Raw genomic sequence first — 16,286 nt, forward strand, 5'->3', positions numbered from 1 at the left:
CATGGCCCACCCTCAAACGCGTCCCTTCATCTTCGACACCGAGTTCGACGCCGACGGCGGCGTCGTGCATCCTGGCGCGTGGAAGGCGCCCAAGCGCAGCTTCCTGCCCGCCGAGGTCGACGCCCTGGTGGCGCAGGCCCGGCTGGAGGCCCGAGAACAGGCGCTGAGCGAGGTCGAGCACGTCCGCGCCATGGCCCTGAGCCACATTGCTCAGTCCACCGCCCAGGCCATGACCATGCTGAAGAGCGTCGCCCAGGCGCACCGCGAACAGTCGGCTGATCTGGCCATGGCGGCGGCGCGGGCCATCGGCGGCGCGGCGCTGGCCAGGTTCCCAAACGCCCCGCTGAGGGCGGCGCTGGAGATGCTGGCGCAGGAAATCGACGCATCGCCGCGTCTGGTGATGCGCGGTTCGGGTCTGGATGAGACGGCGCGCGCCCAGATCGAGCAGGCCTGCGCCGACAGCGGCTTCACCGGCGTGGTGGCCTTCCGCGACGAGCCGGGCATGGCGCCTTCGGCCTTCCAGCTGGAATGGGCGGATGGCCGCGCCGAACACGATCCTCAAGGCTCGGCCGACCGCGTCGCCGAAGCCCTGACCGCCGCCCTGGCCGCTGAAGCCGGGCATGGCGAAACCCTTTCAGCCGACCGGAGCGAATTCTGATGGCGTCCGAAGACCTGGCTCTTGAGGAGTTCGCCGCCTCCACCGAACTGACCACCCTGGACGAGGGTGGGGACAAGACTGCCGCTGACCTGGCCACCGTGTTCGACGTGCCGGTCAACATCTCGGCGGTGCTGGGCAAGTCGCACATGTCGGTAGCCCAACTGCTGAAGCTGAACAGGGGCTCGGTGCTGGAGCTGGACCGCAAGGTCGGCGAGGCGATCGACATCTTCGTCAACAATCGTCTGGTCGCGCGCGGCGAGGTCGTCGTCGTCGAGGACCGGCTGGGCGTCACAATGACGGAAATCGTCAAGGCGGAGGACGGCGGCGCCTGAGTGATCGGGGCGACGCGTTCGAAACAGGATTAGAGGAGAAGAACAATGCGTCTTCTGGTGGTTGGCAGACTTAGCGGACAACTGGCTTCGGCGGTGAAGATGGCCATGGCGCACGGCGCCAAGGTCAACCACGTCGAACGTGCGGATCAGGCGACCGAGCAGTTGCGTCGGGGGCAGGGGGCTGACCTCTTGATGGTGGACTATCAGCTCGACATCGCCGCCCTGATTGCGGCCAACGAAGCTGAGCGGATCACCGTGCCGGTGGTGGCCTTCGGCGTAGACGCCGATGCGCGCGAAGCCGCCGCCGCCATCCGCGCCGGGGCCAAGGAGTTCATCCCCCTGCCGCCTGATGCGGATCTGATCGCCGCCGTCCTGTCGGCGGTGGCGGACGACGAAAAGCCGATGATCTCGGCCGATCCGTCGATGAAGGCCGTGCTGCAGCTGGCCGATCAGGTCGCGCGCTCGGAAGCCTCGATCCTGGTCACCGGCGAAAGCGGCGTCGGCAAGGAGGTTATGGCCCGTTACCTGCACGAGAATTCGCGCCGCAAGGAACGCCCCTTCATCAGCGTCAACTGCGCCGCCATTCCCGACAACCTGCTGGAATCCGAACTGTTCGGCCATGAGAAGGGCGCCTTCACCGGGGCCGTGGCGCGCCGGATCGGCAAGTTCGAAGAAGCCGACGGCGGCACCCTGCTGCTGGACGAAATCAGCGAGATGGACGCCCGGCTGCAGGCCAAGCTGCTGCGCGCCATTCAGGAGCGGGTCATCGACCGCGTCGGCGGCTCCAAGCCCGTGCCGGTCAATATCCGCATCATCGCCACCTCGAACCGCGATCTGTCCAAGGCTGTGGCCGAGGGCGTGTTCCGCGAGGACCTTCTGTACCGGTTGAACGTGGTGAACCTGCGCCTGCCGTCCCTGCGTGAGCGTCCCGGCGACATCGGCGTGCTGGCCGATCATTTCGTCAAGAAATACGCCGCCGCCAACGGCGTGCCGGTGCGTCCGATCTCGGCCAAGGCGCGTGAGGCCATCGCCGCGCACCGCTGGCCCGGCAACGTCCGCGAGCTGGAGAACGCGATGCACCGCGCGGTTCTGCTGGCGACCGGCGCAGAGATCGACGTGGACGCCATTCGCCTGCCCGACGGCCAGCCGTTGAACCCTTCGTCGTCCGGCATGACCGGCCATGCGGCGCCGGTTGGGCACGACAGCCCTTACGGCGGCGGCGTCGCGGCGCGGGCGGCTCAGGCGGCGGATGCGGTGACCCGCAACTTTGTCGGTCAGACCGTGGCGGCGATGGAAAAGACGCTTATTCTGGACACCCTGAATCACTGCCTGGGCAATCGCACCCATGCGGCCAACATCCTGGGCATCTCCATCCGCACCCTGCGCAACAAGCTGAACGAATATGCCGACGAGGGCACGGCCATCCCGGCGCCCCAGAGCGGCGTGTCGGCCTCAGGCTACGCGGCCTGATATGAGTGGAGGCTTCGATCGCAGGTCATTGATCGTCGGTTCAGGCGCGCTGACGCTGGCGGCCTGCTATCCGGAGCGCAAGAAGCCGCAGGCCGACGAGCAGACGCAGGACTTCTTCCTGTCCGATCTGGAGGCGCGGCACGGCGGGCGGCTGGGCTTCGCCGCCCTGGACATGGGCAGCGGACGTCGGCTGTTGTGGCGGTCGCAGGAGCGTTTCGCCTTCTGCTCGACGTTCAAAGCCTTCCTGGCGGTGGCGACCTTCGAGCGCATCCAGCGCGACGAGGAAGATCTGGACCGCACGGTGCGGATCACCGCCGCCGACATGATCCCCCACGCGCCCGTCACTGAAAAGGCCGTCGGGCGCACCCTGACCATTCGCCAGTTGATGCAGGCGGCGGTCGAGGTCAGCGATAATCCGGCCGCCAACATCCTGATCCGGGAAATGGGCGGAATCGCCGTATGGCGTTCGTGGTGGCCGACGTTCGGCGACACCACCACCCTGATTTCGCGCCTGGAGCCGGACCTGAACACCGCCCTGCCCAACGACCCGCGCGACACCTGTCTGCCGGAACAGACCCTGGCCAATATCCAGCTGATGGCGTCCAGCACGCGGCTGACGCCCGAGCATGACGCCCTGCTGAAGAGCTGGCTGATCGCCTCGCCGACCGGGCCGGGCCGGCTGAAGGCGGCGACGCCTGCGGGCTGGACCATCGCGCACAAGACCGGGACGGGATCGAACGGCGCGACCAACGACATCGGCATGCTGACGCCGTCGACTGGCGCGCCGATCATCATGGCCGCCTATTTCAGCGGCGCCGTCGAGGCGACCGATGATCAACGCGACGCCGTCATCGCCGACGCCGCCCGCCGCGCCCTGAAGGCGCTGGGCCGTGGCTGACGCCCCGATCATGATGAAGGACGGCATGGCCCGTCCGACCGGGCGTGATGTTCTGGGCTGGCTGAACCGCGGCGAAGTCCTGATGGCGGTCGGCGTGATCGGTGTGATCATGCTGCTGATCCTGCCGGTCCCGAAGATGCTTCTGGACCTGCTGCTGGCGATCTCGCTGGTGTCCAGCGTGCTGATCCTGATGACCGCCGTGATGATGAAGCGGCCGCTGGATTTCGCCATCTTCCCCACGGTGCTGCTGGTTTCGACCCTGTTCCGCCTGGGCCTGAACCTGGCCTCGACGCGCCTGATCCTGACGCACGGTCAGGAAGGTCACGACGCGGCGGGTCAGGTCATCAACGCCTTTGGTCAGTTGATGATGGGGGGCAATTTCATCATCGGGGTGATCATCTTCGCCATCATCCTGGTGGTGAACTTCGTCGTCATCACCAAGGGTTCAACCCGGATCGCCGAAGTGTCGGCCCGCTTCACCCTGGACTCGATGCCCGGCAAGCAGATGGCCATCGACGCCGATCTGTCATCCGGCCTGATCACCGAAGAAGGCGCAAAGCTGCGCCGCAAGGAGCTGGAGCAGGAATCCACCTTCTTCGGCGCCATGGACGGTGCGTCCAAGTTCGTGCGCGGCGACGCGGTCGCGGGCCTGATCATCACCTTCATTAACGTCATCGGCGGGATGCTGATCGGCACCCTGCAACACGGGATGCCCGCCGCCCAGGCCGCCAGCACCTATGTGCAGTTGACGGTGGGCGACGGCCTGGTGACCCAGGTTCCGGCCATCATCATCTCGATCGCCGCAGGCTTCCTGGTGTCGAAGGCTGGCGTCGAAGGCACGGCCGACAAGGCCATGGTGACGCAACTGGCCACCAACCCGGTGTCGTTGGGCGTGGTGTCGGGCGCGGCGGGCCTGATCGGCCTGATCCCCGGCATGCCGCTGGTCCCATTTGCGGCCTTGGCGCTGGGCTCTGGCTATATGGCGTGGCGGTTGGGGCGCGAGCGTCTGAAGCCCAAACCGACCGAGGCCGAGATCGAGGCCGCCAAGCCGCAGCCGGAGGTCGACGAGCCGATCTCCAACGTCCTGACCATCGACGAGGTCAAGATCGAGCTGGGTTATTCACTTCTGAGCCTGATCAATGATCTGGAGGGGCGTCGCCTGACCGATCAGATCAAGGCGCTGCGTCGGTCACTGGCGCAGGAGTACGGCTTCGTGATGCCGCAGGTGCGCATTCTGGACAATATGCGCCTGCCGACCCAGGGCTACGCCATCCGCATCAAGGAGATGGACGCGGGCGCGGGCGAGGTGCGTCTGGGCCACCTGATGGCCATGGACCCGGCTGGGCGCCAGGTTGAGCTGCCCGGCGAACATATGAAGGAGCCGACCTTCGGCCTGCCGGCGACCTGGATCGATGAGAGCCTGCGCGAAGAGGCGACCTTCCACGGCTATACGCTGGTTGATCCGTCCACGGTTCTGACCACGCACCTGACCGAGATCCTGAAGGAGAATATGGCGGACCTGCTGTCCTATGGCGAAGTGCAGAAGCTGCTGAAGGAACTGGGGCCCGAAGAGAAGAAGCTGGTCGAGGAACTGGTGCCCAGCGTGGTCACGGTCACCACGCTGCAGCGCGTCCTGCAGGTGCTGTTGCGCGAGAAGGTGTCGATCCGCGACCTGCCCGCCATTCTGGAAGGCCTGGCCGAGGCCGCACCGCACTCCAGCAGCGTCACCACTCTGGTCGAACACGTCCGAGCCCGTCTGGCGCGTCAGCTGTGCTGGCAGCATCAGGGCGGCGACGGCGCCCTGCCCATCGTGACCCTGTCGCCGGAATGGGAGGCCGCCTTCGCCGAGAGCCTGATCGGCGGCGGAGAAGACAAGCAACTGGCGATGGCGCCCTCACGGCTGCAGGACTTCATCCGCTCGGTGCGCGACACCTTTGAGCGGGTGGCGATGATGGGCGAAAATCCCGTGCTGCTGACCGGACCGCAGACCCGCCCCTATGTCCGTTCCATCATCGAACGCTTCCGCGGCCAGACCGTGGTGATGAGCCAGAACGAGATCCATCCCAAGGCGCGCTTGAGGACCCTGGGGCAGGTCTGAACAGGCGACGCGCGGCCATAGTTGGGCGAGCCATCAACAAACCTTAACCCCCATGCTTTTGACTGGGTGGAGAGACCTGCCGTGCACAACCCTTGTTTGACCTTCGACAAAGCAACGCTAATGCTTCGCTCATGACAACGAGACCAAGCTTGAGCTTGTCGCGATTCAGCGATTTTCTGCGGACGCCGTCGCTGGTGCGGTCGATTACGGCCTTGCTGGTGCTGGCGTTTGCGCTGCTGCTGCTGGTCAACGTCGGCACCTTCGTGATGATTCAGCGAACGGCCAAGGTGAACGCCACGATTGAGCACGCCCAGCTGATGCGGCGGGCGTCGCGCACGGTGATGATCGCGATGCTGGACGCGGAAACGGCGCAGCGCGGCTTTCTGCTGACGGGGCGCAGCGAATTCCTGCAGCCGTTCGAAGAGGCCCGGCACGACATGGAGCCTGCGCTGGTCTTCCTGGAGGAGACGGCGGCCAAGGATCCCGAGCTCGACACCTATGTGAAACGGATGCACAGCCTGGCGGACAGCAAGTTCGCCGAGATGGATGCGACGCTGGCCATGGCGCGCGAGGGGCGGATCGGCGAGGCCATCCAGTCGGTGCGCTCGGGCGAAGGCAAGCGCTTCATGGATGACATGCGCGCAACTGTGGATCAATTCGACGAGGCCAAGTCCAACCGCATCGCCGAGCGCACGCGGTCGTCCCAGCAGTCTGGGATGTTGACGGTCATCATGGATGCGCTGGCGGCGATTCTGGTGGTGATCCTGGCGATCCTGTCGGCCTGGATGGTCCGGCGATACGTGGCGGAAATCCAGGCGGCGCGCGAGCAGGTGGACGCTCTGAACGTGGGGCTGGAGGCGACGGTTCTGGAACGGACCGGCGACCTGATGCGCGCCAATGAGGAAATCCAGCGCTTCGCCTATATCGTCAGTCACGACCTGCGCGCGCCGCTGGTCAACGTCATGGGTTACACCTCCGAACTGGAGCAGGCGGGCAAGATCGTCGAGAAGGCCATCGCCGAGGCTGAAAAGGAGCGCGAGGTCGACAAGGAGGTCGTCGTGGCCGTCCGTGAGGACATGCCCGAGGCCATCGGCTTCATCCGCGCCTCCACCGAGAAGATGGACCGGCTGATCAACGCCATCCTCAAACTGTCGCGTGAAGGGCGGCGCAACCTGCAGCCCGAGACGCTGGACATGACGGCCATGGCGCAGGGGATCGCCAACAGCGTGCATCACCAGACCGAAGCCTCTGGCGCCAAGATCACGGTCCAGCAGATGCCGAGCATCGAAAGCGATCGGCTTTCCATGGAACAGATTGTCGGCAATTTGATTGATAACGCCGTCAAATATTTGGATTCCGAGCGTCCCGGCGAGATCGTGGTCTCTGGCGAAGAGGCGCCGGGCAATTTCATCGTCTATCGCATCGCCGATAACGGTCGTGGGATCGCTCCGCGCGACCATGAACGCATATTCGAGCTGTTCAGACGCTCCGGTAAACAAGATCGCACCGGAGAGGGGCTAGGGCTGGCCTTTGTCCGTAATAGTGTTCGCCGTATCGGCGGCACGATTGATGTTGAGTCCGAGCTCGGCAAGGGCTCGACTTTCCTGCTGAAATTCCCCAAACGATTGAATCTGTCAGAACCTGGAGCCGCGCTGTGACGCATCCTGTTAAAATCGTCATGGTCGAAGATGACCACGGTCATGCCAAGCTGATCGAAAAGAATATTCGTCGCGCGAATATCAACAACGAAATCAAGCATTTCGATGAAGGCGGCGCAGCAATCGAATATCTCTTCAGTGAAGAGGTGCTGACGAATGGGCCGTTGCTCATCCTTCTGGACCTGAACCTTCCGGATATGTCTGGCACCGACATTCTGGAGAAGGTGAAAGGCAATGAACGTCTGCGCCGCGCACCCGTGGTTGTTCTGACCACCACAGACGACAAGGTTGAAATTCAGCGTTGCTACGATCTGGGCTGCAACGTCTACATCACCAAGCCGGTGGATTATGAGTCCTTCGCAGGCGCGATCCGCCAGCTGGGCCTGTTCCTGTCGGTGATCCAGGCCCCGGAGATCGAGTGAGCGAAAACACCGGCGCCATCCGCCTGCTCTACATCGACGACGACCGGGGCCTGTCCCGGCTGGTCGAGAAGGAACTGAGCCGTAAAGGATATGTGGTCACCAGCGCCTTTGATGGTGACGAAGGCCTGAGCCTGCTCAAGCAGCACGAATACGACGTCTGCGCGCTGGATCACTATATGCCGACGCGTGACGGCATGGATGTGCTGCCGGAAATCATGGCGCTGAATGCCCCGCCGCCGGTTGTCTATGTGACGGGCGCGCAGGAAGGCCGTCTGGCGGTGGCGGCCCTGCGGGCCGGGGCGGCGGACTATGTGATCAAGGATGTGTCGGAGGACTTCACCTCCCTGCTGCGCTCGGCGCTGGAGGATGCGGTCGTGCGCCGTCGTCTGCAGCGCGACAACGACAGGGCGCAGGATGAAATCCGACTGGCGCGCGACCGGGCCGAGGCCATGCTGCGGGAAGTGAACCACCGCGTCGGCAATTCGCTGCAGCTGGTGTCCAGCTTCATGTCGCTGCAGATGCGTCACGTGTCCGACCAGGGCGCCAAGGACGCGCTGCGGGAATCCCAGGCGCGGATCGAGGCCGTCGCCCATGTGCACCGGCGCCTCTACACGTCCGGCGACATGTCGCGCGTGGCCATGGACGAATATCTGCGCGGACTGATGGATGAACTGTCCAAGTCCATCGGGCCGGACGACGGTTCGCCTCGCCTGATCCTGGAGGCGTCGCCGCTGTCGGTTTCGACCGATCAGGCGGTGTCGCTGGGGGTGATCGTGACGGAGCTGGTGACCAACGCCGTCAAATACGCCTATGCGCCGGGTCAGGGCGGTGAGATCCGCATCCAGATGAAGCCCAGCGATGACGGGCGGGCCATTCTAACGGTCGAAGACGACGGGCCGGGTCTGGGACTGGGCAAGCCGAAGGGCACGGGGCTGGGCGGCAAGATCATTTCCGCCATGGCGTCTGGCCTGCGTTCGGGCGTCGAATATGATGGCGCCCACAAGGGCGTTCGCGCCCAGTTGGTGTTCGACCTCTAAGGTCCAGTCGGTTCATGTTGCAGTTCGGCGTTCGTAATCCTGTTCTTGAATACCGTCATCGGGCCACGGCGTTCGGCATAGCCGAGCGCGACGGTCTGATCGCCTGCGTGCGGGTTGAGCGGCCTGACGGCGCCTATTTCGACCTGCCGGGCGGCGGGGTGGATGTGGAGGAGAGCGAGGTCCAGGCCCTGGTGCGCGAGTTCACCGAGGAAACCGGGCTGAGTATTGCGCCGGAGAACCGCATCACCGAGGCGACCCAGTATTTCCGCCGCTCGACCAACGAACCGATCAAGAGCGTCGGCGGTTTCTGGACCGTGAAGGTGACGGGTGAAGACCCGGACGCCCGGTGCGAAGAGGATCATACCCTGGTCTGGCTGGACCCGACCTTCGCCCTGTCGCGGCTGCGACACGATTCCCATGCCTGGGCGGTGGCGGTGTGGCTGCGCCGCGCAAGCTGAGCCTTACGGAACGGCCCGAGCCTGATCTCGTTTTCTTCTCGAACGCGGTGTCATTCCGACGGCGCCTGTAGCAGGAGATTTCTGATGGCTGATCACGATCGTATCGAAGGCGCCGCCAAGAACATCGGCGGCAAAATCAAGGAAGCGGCTGGCAAGGTCACGGGCGATCACAAGCTCGAAGCCGAAGGCAAGGCCGATCAGGTCGCCGGCAAGGTGCAGAACGCCGTAGGCGGAGCCAAGGACGCGCTTCGCGGCAAATAGGCGCCATTCCTGAGCAGTCGAAACGCCGTCCGCGAAAGCGGGCGGCGTTTGTGCGTCCGATCAGTCGTTGCCCCAGAGTTTGATCGAGGCGCCTTTTTCTTCTGCGCCGCTGACGGGGCGACATTCGGAGGTGAAGCCGCCGCCATTGCGGTCCGGGCGGCTGCGGCAGTCCATTTCCTGCGGCACGGAAGAGGTGATGGTCGAGCGGGGCGGGGGCGCGCACAGAACGGCGTAGGCCGAGCCGTCCGCCTCATTCCTGCGCATCTGGCAGTTATCCGCCATGCCGACGGGACGCAGGGCGTCTGGCAGTTTGTCGCCGAGAGCAAGAGCCAGTTGGGTCCGCACCTCGGCCTGGCAGACATCCAGCGGCTTGTCGCCGCGTATGATGGGGTTGCAGCGGGCGCGCTCGAATCCAAAGGGATCAGCGACGCCCCAGTCGGGCACATTGTGCGGCGCGGGTGTAGGCGCCTCTGCGGGGACTTCCGGCGCTGGCGTTTCCCAAACGATGGTCGGGGCGGGTTGCTGCATCAGAAACAGCGTGGCGATAGCGGCGGCGATCATCGGGCAATCCCCTCTGGTGACAGCAAGCCCCCCGGCTCCGGGCGTCACCTTGTCAGAGCGCGCATGGCCTTGTCGAGGCCTTCCAGCGTCAGCGGATACATGCGGTGATCCATGATCTCGTTCAGAAGGCCCACTGACGCGGTGTAGCTCCAGTAGCGTTCGGCGACGGGGTTCAGCCAGACGGATTTGTCCCACTGCTGGCGGGCGCGCTTCATCCAGACGGCGCCGGCCTCCTCGTTCCAGTGCTCGACCGAACCGCCGGGCATGGTGACTTCATAAGGGGACATGGTGGCGTCGCCGACGAAGATGGCGCGCCAGTCGCCGGGGTATTTGTTCAACACCTCCCACGTCGGGATGCGCTCGGTGTGGCGACGGCGGTTGTCCTTCCAGACACCTTCGTACAGGCAGTTGTGGAAGTAGAAGAACTCCAGGTTCTTGAATTCGGTCTTGGCCGCAGAAAACAGCTCCTCGACCATCTTGATGTGGCCGTCCATCGAGCCGCCGATGTCCAGGAACAGCAGCACCTTGATCGTATTGCGCCGCTCGGGCCGCATCTGGATGTCCAGCCAGCCCTGGCGCGCCGTGCCGTCGATGGTGCCGTCGATATCCAGTTCGTCAGCCGCTCCCTGCCGGGCGAAACGGCGCAGACGGCGCAGGGCCACCTTGATGTTGCGGGTGCCCAGTTCGACCGTGTCATCCAGGTTCTTGAACTCGCGCTTCTCCCAGACCTTGACCGCGCGGCCATGCCGACCCGGCCCGCCGATGCGCACGCCCTCGGGGTTATAGCCGCCGTGGCCGAAGGGGCTGGTGCCGCCCGTGCCGATCCATTTTGAGCCGCCTGAATGGCGTTCCTTCTGCTCTTCCAGCCGCTCCTTGAGGGTCTCCATCAGCTTGTCGAACCCACCCAGAGCCTCGATCTGGGCCTTTTCCTCATCGGACAGGTATTTTTCGTTCAGCAGCCGCAGCCAGTCCTCGGGAATGTCGGTGGTCAGATCCTCGCCCGCGCCGACTGTCTCGACGCCCTTGAACACCGTGCCGAACACCTGATCGAAGCGGTCGTAGTGTTTCTCATCCTTGACCAGAACGGCGCGCGACAGGTGGTAAAACGCCTCGACCTCGCGCCCGGCGACATCGCGGTCCATGGCCTCCATCAGATGGAGCCATTCCTTCATCGACACCGGAACCTTGGCGTCACGCAGGGCAGAGAAGAAGGGCAGGAGCATGGGCTCTTAATGCCGCAAAGTGCAGGCTTTAGGGAGTGGTTTTCTCCGCAGGCAGGCTGCGCGAGAACATGAGCGCGCCCAACAGGTTTGTCGGCGTATCCCCTTGCGAGGGGCCCGTCACACGTCCCTTGAAGCTCCATTCGCCCTGGTGCGTCACCAGAACGAGCGTGAGCATGGGACGGTCGCCAACCTCGATGTCATAGGCAGCGATCTTTTGAGGCGTCGCCTCGTTGACGGAGGCCGTCATCAGCCCCTCGGTATGGGGTTTTGCGCCCGGCCATCGCTGCACGATCGCGCGCATGGCGTCCTGAATTATAGCCTCTTCGCTGAACTGATACGCGTAGCGTGTGGCGTAGTTGCTGAAGTCGACTTCCAGCAGGCGGGTGTTGCAACCCACATCATCGCCTTCTCTTATCAAGCCCTGAGCGGGATAGATGGTGATCTTGTCATACTCGGGGTTCGAGAAGGCGCACGTCATGCCGCTGGCCTTGTGGCGGACCGTTGGGCTTGCGTCGGTGGTGATGTTCTCGAAGTGAAGCGCCGCGTGGGCCGTCACAATCAACTGGTCGGCGTAGGACCGGGCCGCAGCGATTTCTTCAACCGTGGGCGGTTTCTCGGCGGGCGTTACGTCCTGAGAATGGGCCGTTACAGAACAGGCGGCCAGCGTAAGAGCGATTGCAGCGACGCGGTGGAACACCCTGAACTCCTCCTGTTTTTGAAAGAGAAGCACGCGGTTCGTCGAACGTCTATCCGCGTCGCAAGATCACCTCGTCATCGAACCAGTCGCCGACGGGGTAGCGGTATTCCCCGGCCTTCTCGAAGCCGTAGGCGCCGTAGAGCTTCCGGGCCTTCAGGTTGCCGCTCCAGACGCCGATCCACAGCGGGCCGTCGGTGTTGGCCTGCATCCATTCCAGCGCAAGCGTCAGCAGCTTAGTGCCTAGACCCAGGCCTTGGGCGGTCTTGGCGACATAGAGGCGGCGCAGTTCCATGTGAGTGGGGTGCGCGTCGGGATGAGGCAGGCCGTTGGGGCCGGCGTTGACGAAGGCCAGCAGTTCGCCATCCCGATCCGCGACCCACCAGGCGCAGCCCGGCTCGACCAGTTTCTTCTGCATCGGCGCCAGATCGAAGTTGGTGTCCAGAAACGCCTCTAGATCCGCCTTCGGGTAGGGGATGCCGAAGCCGGTGACGAAGGTGTCGATGAAGGTCTGGCGGCCCAGCGCCCCAAGGGCGGCGGCGTCATCGAGGCGGGCGGGGCGGATCACAGGCTCGGTCATGACCCGCCCCTTAGCGTCAGATGCCGTCCAAGGCGACCTTGCCGATGGTTGCGCCGCTTTCCATCAGGCGATGACCTTCCTGCAGCGACTGAGGTGTAAGCGGGCCGAGGTTCCTGGTCAGGGTGGTGCGGATGGCGCCCGCATCGACCAGGCGCGACACTTCGGTCAGAAGATTGTGCTGGGCGATCATATCGGGGGTCTGGTGCACCGGGCGGACGAACATGACCTCCCAGACAAAGCCGGCCGCCTTGTATTGCAACTCGGTGACGGCAACGCCGGTTGCGTCATCAATGGCGCCGATGACGCCCTGAACCGCAATCGCGCGGGCCAGAGCCGAAAAATGCTTGGGCGTCTGGGTCAAGGAGGCGATGTATTTGGGCGCGCGTTCGCCGGCGGCGGCCAGGGCTTCGTCGATAGGGCCAGAGTGGTCGATGACGGCGTGAGCGCCCAGATCGAGGCTCCATTGTCGGGTTTCGGGGCGAGAGGCGGTGGCGACGACGCGCAGATTCGTGGTGGCGCGCGCGATCTGGATCAGGGCCGAGCCGACGCCGCCTGCGCCGCCGACGACCAGCAGGGTTTCATCCTCGTCGCGTCCGGCCTTCATGCGGTCGAACAGCAACTCCCACGCCGTGATCGCCGTCAGGGGCAGGGCGGCGGCCTCTGCAAAGGTCAGGGATTTGGGTTTGAGGCCGACGATCCGTTCATCCACCGCCTGACGCTCGGCGTTGGAGCCGGGGCGGTCGATCTGACCGGCGTAGAAAACCTCGTCGCCGACCTTGAACAGGCTGACCTCGGAACCGACGCCGACGACTACGCCCGCAGCGTCATAGCCGAGGATGCTGGGCTTGCCATCCTCGGGTTGGCGGCTGGCGCGCACCTTGGCGTCTGCGGGGTTCAGGCCGACGGCCTTGACCTGAACCAACAGGTCGCGGGGCCGCAGGGTCGGTTCGGGGGCGTCAAAGGCGATCAAGGCGGAGGAATCTGTGATGGGGCGTGGCCGCGTCGTGCCGATGGCTTTCATGACGATCTCCTGTGGCTGTCTCGTCGCGACACAGATCGGCCTATAGTATCATCACTGCAAGAACGCTCATTTTTGGTATGTAGTATCCAAATGTATACTGTGAACGCCCAAGCCAAAGGTATTCCCCTGCGTACCGTGACGCAGGAGGAGTGCGTCGTGGACGCCGCGCTGGATCTGATCGGCGGCAAGTGGAAGGGGATCATCATCTTTCACCTGCTGGACGGCACCTTGCGGTTCAATGCGCTGAAACGGTTCACGCCGGGCATCACCCAGCGGATGCTGACCAAACAGTTGCGGGAGCTGGAGGCGGCGGGGCTGGTGCTGCGCACCGTCTATGCCGAGGTGCCGCCCAAGGTGGAGTACCGTCTGACCCATGCTGGGATGCAGCTGGCGCCCGTCATCGCCGCCCTGAAAACCTGGGGCGAGGCGCATCTGAGGCTCGAAGGGGCGACGGCCTACGACGGCAAGGGCTGATCTGTTCACACGGCTGTGCAATGCCGGTGTTAAGGCGAGGTTGTGTCGGGGCGCGAGGGCGGTTACCACCTTAGCGGATAAGGTCGTATTGCGGCCGCGCATATTGCCACGCTGGGGGAGGACTGAGGACGCCTAAAGCCTTGAGAATAAAGGTTCGTCCGCTCGTCATGTCTGTTCCCGCCCTGTCCCTCGATTCGACCGAACCGTCCGTGTCGCACCCGAAGACGACCGCGTCGCCCGGCGTGCAGGCGGCCGTGCGGCCGGGCGCCATCATCCTGACCCGTCACGGGGAACCGGCCCTGTCGCGCAAATGCATGATCACGGCGCGCGAGTATGGCGACTGGTGGGCCCGGTACGAGATCGGCGGGCTGCTGGCCGGTCAGACCCCGCCTGACGCCCTGATGGCGACGGCGCAGGGGGCGGGGGTCATCTACGCCTCGACCCGTCTGCGCGCGCAGGAGACGGCCGCCGCGGTCGCCGCAGGGCGCGAGGTGGTGACGGACGTCATGTTCATCGAGGCGCCTCTGCCGCCGCCGCCGTTCCCGAACTGGTTCAAGCTGTCGCCGCGCTGGTGGGGCGTGGTGTCGCGCTTCTGGTGGCATGCCTTCAACAATCATGGCGGCCAGGAAACCCGCGTCGAGGCCGAGGCGCGGGCCGAACAGGCGGCGCAGAAGCTGATCGCACGCGCCGAAAGCGGCGAAGACGTGCTGGTTTTCGCCCACGGCTATTTCAACCACATGGTCGGCGCGCGGTTGAAGGCGGACGGCTGGAAGCTGGTTCAGAACCAGGGCTTCAAATACTGGTCGCAGCGTCGATACGAAAAGCGATAGCGCATCTGAGATTGATGCGGCCGACGACCCCCTTTAGGGTCCGCCGCCATGACCGACACCGCCGCCGCCATCCCCGCCGATCTCAGCTTCGAAGACGCCCTGCAGCGTCTGGAAACCATCGTCTCGCGCCTGGAATCAGGCCAGGCGCCGCTGGAAGAGTCGATCGCCCTCTATGAGGAAGGCGCAAAGCTGAAGGCGCACTGCGAGGCGCGCCTGAAGGCGGCGCAACTACGTGTCGAAAAGATCGTGGTCGGCCCTGATGGTCAGGCCAAGGGCGCCGAGCCGGCGTCGTTCGAATGAGCGGCCTCGCCGAAATCATCGGCTTTGACGACTTTCTGAAGGTCGACATCCGCGTGGGCCAGATCGTGAAAGCTGAACCCTTCCCCGAGGCGTGCAAGCCAGCGTTCAAGCTGCAGATCGATTTCGGCCCCGAGATCGGGATCAGGAAATCCTCGGCCCAGATCACCCGTCACTACACCATCGAACAGCTGGAAGGCCGCAAGGTCGCCGCTGTCGTCAACTTCCCGCCGCGCCAGATCGGGCCGGTGAAATCCGAAGTCCTGACCCTGGGCTTTCCTGATGCAGACGGCGAGGTCGTGCTGGTCGGGGTGGATCGTGAACTTCCTCTGGGCGGGCGGCTGTTTTGACTTATGTGATCGCTGCAAACTCGCCCGAGCAGGCCGTGATCGACCGGGTCGCAGAGGTCGCCGATCTGGTGACCGTGGCGCTGGACGAACTGCTGCCGCGCGCCGAGGGGCCGGAATCGCGTCTGACCGAGGCCATGCGCTATGCCGCGCTGGGGCCGGGCAAGCGGTTGCGTCCGTTCTTTGCGCTGGAGGCTGCGCGCCTGTTCGACATCGACGAACGCTCGGTGCTGCGCGCCGCCTGCGCGCTGGAATGCGTGCATGCCTATAGTCTGGTCCACGACGACCTGCCGTGCATGGATGACGACGATATCCGCCGAGGCAGGCCGACCGTCCACCGCGCCTACGACGAGGCGACGGCGGTGCTGGCGGGGGATGCGCTGCAGACGGCGGCCTTCGACATCATCCTGCACGAAGACACCCACGAGGATGCAGCCATCCGCTGTGAACTGGCGGCGCGGCTGTCGCTGGCTTCGGGTGCGCGCGGCATGGCGGGCGGTCAGATGATCGATCTGCTGGGCGTGCGTGACGATCTGGGCGGGGTGGCGCGTATGCAGCGCCTGAAGACCGGCGCCCTGTTCGCCTATGCCTTCGAGATTCCTCTGATCATCGCCGACGCCTCGGCCCAGCATCAGCACGCCCTGATCAGCTTCTCGCACGATGTGGGGCTGGCCTATCAGATCGTCGACGACCTGCTGGATGTCGAAGGCTCGGCTGAGGAAATGGGCAAGGCGGCGGGCGGCAAGGACGCGGCCCTGGGCAAGACCAACTTCGTCACCCTGCTGGGCGTCGAGGCGGCGCGACAACGGGTCGCGCATCTGGCCGATCAGGCGCGGTCGCATCTGGAGCCATTCGGCCAGGACGCCGAAACCCTCAAGGCGAGCGTGGACTTTGTATTAAAGCGTCGGTCCTGATAGGAAACCTGACCCGTGGACGCGGGTTACGACAAGAAGACCTTCAAGGTTCC

The 16,286-nt window shown here is 64.6% G+C and carries 20 protein-coding genes; 15 read left to right on the forward strand and 5 right to left on the reverse strand.

Annotation, left to right across the window (positions count from 1 at the left end; translation table 11 throughout):
• The first annotated feature begins 1 nt into the window (after window position 1).
• From KWG56_RS01710 to KWG56_RS01755, 10 genes are all read left to right on the forward strand, one after another.
• Window positions 2-658, forward strand: a complete 657-nt coding sequence (locus KWG56_RS01710) for a FliH/SctL family protein (RefSeq protein ID WP_219353495.1) — start codon at window positions 2-4, stop codon at window positions 656-658.
• The gene (gene fliN / locus KWG56_RS01715; RefSeq protein ID WP_201096940.1) at window positions 658-990 is read left to right on the forward strand and encodes a flagellar motor switch protein FliN; all 333 of its coding nucleotides are present in this window, start codon (window positions 658-660) and stop codon (window positions 988-990) included. Before KWG56_RS01710 ends, fliN begins: the two co-directional genes overlap by 1 nt.
• A gap of 45 nt (window positions 991-1,035) precedes the next feature.
• The gene (gene flbD, locus KWG56_RS01720; protein WP_219353496.1) at window positions 1,036-2,460 is read left to right on the forward strand and encodes a sigma-54-dependent transcriptional regulator FlbD; all 1,425 of its coding nucleotides are present in this window, start codon (window positions 1,036-1,038) and stop codon (window positions 2,458-2,460) included.
• Between the two features lie 28 nt (window positions 2,461-2,488).
• On the forward strand, window positions 2,489-3,358 hold the full coding sequence (bla, locus tag KWG56_RS01725) for a class A beta-lactamase (protein WP_244999599.1): 870 nt from the start codon (window positions 2,489-2,491) through the stop codon (window positions 3,356-3,358).
• Window positions 3,351-5,456, forward strand: coding sequence for a flagellar biosynthesis protein FlhA (gene flhA, locus KWG56_RS01730; RefSeq protein ID WP_373274038.1), 2,106 nt, complete (start codon window positions 3,351-3,353; stop codon window positions 5,454-5,456). Before bla ends, flhA begins: the two co-directional genes overlap by 8 nt.
• 149 nt (window positions 5,457-5,605) lie before the next feature.
• Window positions 5,606-7,114: a sensor histidine kinase gene (locus KWG56_RS01735; protein WP_244999600.1), complete on the forward strand. Its 1,509-nt coding sequence runs from the start codon at window positions 5,606-5,608 to the stop codon at window positions 7,112-7,114.
• Complete coding sequence (locus tag KWG56_RS01740) at window positions 7,111-7,536, forward strand: response regulator (protein WP_244999601.1); 426 nt, start codon at window positions 7,111-7,113, stop codon at window positions 7,534-7,536. The genes KWG56_RS01735 and KWG56_RS01740 overlap by 4 nt, the downstream gene beginning before the upstream one ends.
• On the forward strand, window positions 7,533-8,573 hold the full coding sequence (locus KWG56_RS01745) for a sensor histidine kinase (RefSeq protein WP_219353499.1): 1,041 nt from the start codon (window positions 7,533-7,535) through the stop codon (window positions 8,571-8,573). Before KWG56_RS01740 ends, KWG56_RS01745 begins: the two co-directional genes overlap by 4 nt.
• Window positions 8,574-8,587: 14 nt before the next feature.
• Window positions 8,588-9,031, forward strand: coding sequence for an NUDIX domain-containing protein (locus KWG56_RS01750; protein ID WP_219353500.1), 444 nt, complete (start codon window positions 8,588-8,590; stop codon window positions 9,029-9,031).
• Between the two features lie 84 nt (window positions 9,032-9,115).
• Window positions 9,116-9,292 carry a CsbD family protein gene (locus tag KWG56_RS01755; RefSeq protein WP_201096952.1) on the forward strand — a complete coding sequence of 59 codons (177 nt, stop codon included), beginning with the start codon at window positions 9,116-9,118 and terminating at the stop codon, window positions 9,290-9,292.
• 60 nt (window positions 9,293-9,352) lie between these two features.
• On the opposite strand, the gene KWG56_RS01760 is transcribed toward KWG56_RS01755, so the two are convergent.
• Genes KWG56_RS01760 through KWG56_RS01780 form a run of 5 tightly spaced genes read right to left on the reverse strand, consistent with a single transcriptional unit; the run spans window position 9,353 to window position 13,371 of the window.
• Entirely contained in the window at window positions 9,353-9,853 is a 501-nt protein-coding gene (locus KWG56_RS01760; RefSeq protein WP_219353501.1) for a hypothetical protein, read from the reverse strand.
• A gap of 44 nt (window positions 9,854-9,897) precedes the next feature.
• Entirely contained in the window at window positions 9,898-11,076 is a 1,179-nt protein-coding gene (locus KWG56_RS01765; protein ID WP_219353502.1) for a vWA domain-containing protein, read from the reverse strand.
• A 28-nt stretch (window positions 11,077-11,104) separates the two neighbouring features.
• Window positions 11,105-11,773: a hypothetical protein gene (locus KWG56_RS01770; protein WP_219353503.1), complete on the reverse strand. Its 669-nt coding sequence runs from the start codon at window positions 11,771-11,773 to the stop codon at window positions 11,105-11,107.
• Window positions 11,774-11,822: 49 nt separating this feature from the next.
• Window positions 11,823-12,350 (reverse strand): GNAT family N-acetyltransferase, encoded by a 528-nt coding sequence (locus KWG56_RS01775; RefSeq protein ID WP_219353504.1) that lies wholly within the window; start codon window positions 12,348-12,350, stop codon window positions 11,823-11,825.
• Between the two features lie 16 nt (window positions 12,351-12,366).
• Window positions 12,367-13,371, reverse strand: a complete 1,005-nt coding sequence (locus tag KWG56_RS01780; RefSeq protein ID WP_219353505.1) for a zinc-binding alcohol dehydrogenase family protein — start codon at window positions 13,369-13,371, stop codon at window positions 12,367-12,369.
• 156 nt (window positions 13,372-13,527) lie between these two features.
• Between KWG56_RS01780 and KWG56_RS01785 the strand changes: the two genes are divergently transcribed.
• The 5 genes from KWG56_RS01785 to KWG56_RS01805 all read left to right on the forward strand — a co-directional run bounded on the left by KWG56_RS01785 (window position 13,528) and on the right by KWG56_RS01805 (window position 16,233).
• The gene (locus tag KWG56_RS01785; protein WP_280638390.1) at window positions 13,528-13,845 is read left to right on the forward strand and encodes a winged helix-turn-helix transcriptional regulator; all 318 of its coding nucleotides are present in this window, start codon (window positions 13,528-13,530) and stop codon (window positions 13,843-13,845) included.
• Window positions 13,846-14,012: 167 nt separating this feature from the next.
• Window positions 14,013-14,675, forward strand: a complete 663-nt coding sequence (locus KWG56_RS01790; RefSeq protein WP_219353507.1) for a histidine phosphatase family protein — start codon at window positions 14,013-14,015, stop codon at window positions 14,673-14,675.
• Window positions 14,676-14,723: 48 nt separating this feature from the next.
• Window positions 14,724-14,975, forward strand: a complete 252-nt coding sequence (locus KWG56_RS01795) for an exodeoxyribonuclease VII small subunit (protein ID WP_219353508.1) — start codon at window positions 14,724-14,726, stop codon at window positions 14,973-14,975.
• A complete protein-coding gene (locus KWG56_RS01800) occupies window positions 14,972-15,322 on the forward strand; it encodes a tRNA-binding protein (protein WP_219353509.1) in 351 nt (116 codons plus the stop codon). The genes KWG56_RS01795 and KWG56_RS01800 overlap by 4 nt, the downstream gene beginning before the upstream one ends.
• A 5-nt stretch (window positions 15,323-15,327) precedes the next feature.
• Complete coding sequence (locus KWG56_RS01805) at window positions 15,328-16,233, forward strand: polyprenyl synthetase family protein (protein ID WP_201097244.1); 906 nt, start codon at window positions 15,328-15,330, stop codon at window positions 16,231-16,233.
• Window positions 16,234-16,286 lie beyond the last annotated feature (53 nt).

The sequence above is a fragment of the Brevundimonas nasdae genome (genome assembly GCF_019395145.1).
In the GTDB taxonomy this organism is placed as follows: domain Bacteria; phylum Pseudomonadota; class Alphaproteobacteria; order Caulobacterales; family Caulobacteraceae; genus Brevundimonas; species Brevundimonas nasdae.

Excerpts from the sequence above, each read along its gene's own strand:
- KWG56_RS01790 (WP_219353507.1), top strand. The coding sequence starts at position 14,013 with ATGTCTGTTCCCGCCCTGTCCCTCGATTCGACCGAACCGTCCGTGTCG.
- KWG56_RS01780 (WP_219353505.1), bottom strand. The coding sequence starts at position 13,371 with ATGAAAGCCATCGGCACGACGCGGCCACGCCCCATCACAGATTCCTCC.
- KWG56_RS01710 (WP_219353495.1), top strand. The coding sequence starts at position 2 with ATGGCCCACCCTCAAACGCGTCCCTTCATCTTCGACACCGAGTTCGAC.
- KWG56_RS01765 (WP_219353502.1), bottom strand. The coding sequence starts at position 11,076 with ATGCTCCTGCCCTTCTTCTCTGCCCTGCGTGACGCCAAGGTTCCGGTG.
- KWG56_RS01795 (WP_219353508.1), top strand. The coding sequence starts at position 14,724 with ATGACCGACACCGCCGCCGCCATCCCCGCCGATCTCAGCTTCGAAGAC.
- KWG56_RS01800 (WP_219353509.1), top strand. The coding sequence starts at position 14,972 with ATGAGCGGCCTCGCCGAAATCATCGGCTTTGACGACTTTCTGAAGGTC.
- fliN (WP_201096940.1), top strand. The coding sequence starts at position 658 with ATGGCGTCCGAAGACCTGGCTCTTGAGGAGTTCGCCGCCTCCACCGAA.
- KWG56_RS01760 (WP_219353501.1), bottom strand. The coding sequence starts at position 9,853 with ATGATCGCCGCCGCTATCGCCACGCTGTTTCTGATGCAGCAACCCGCC.
- KWG56_RS01750 (WP_219353500.1), top strand. The coding sequence starts at position 8,588 with ATGTTGCAGTTCGGCGTTCGTAATCCTGTTCTTGAATACCGTCATCGG.
- flbD (WP_219353496.1), top strand. The coding sequence starts at position 1,036 with ATGCGTCTTCTGGTGGTTGGCAGACTTAGCGGACAACTGGCTTCGGCG.
- KWG56_RS01755 (WP_201096952.1), top strand. The coding sequence starts at position 9,116 with ATGGCTGATCACGATCGTATCGAAGGCGCCGCCAAGAACATCGGCGGC.
- KWG56_RS01775 (WP_219353504.1), bottom strand. The coding sequence starts at position 12,350 with ATGACCGAGCCTGTGATCCGCCCCGCCCGCCTCGATGACGCCGCCGCC.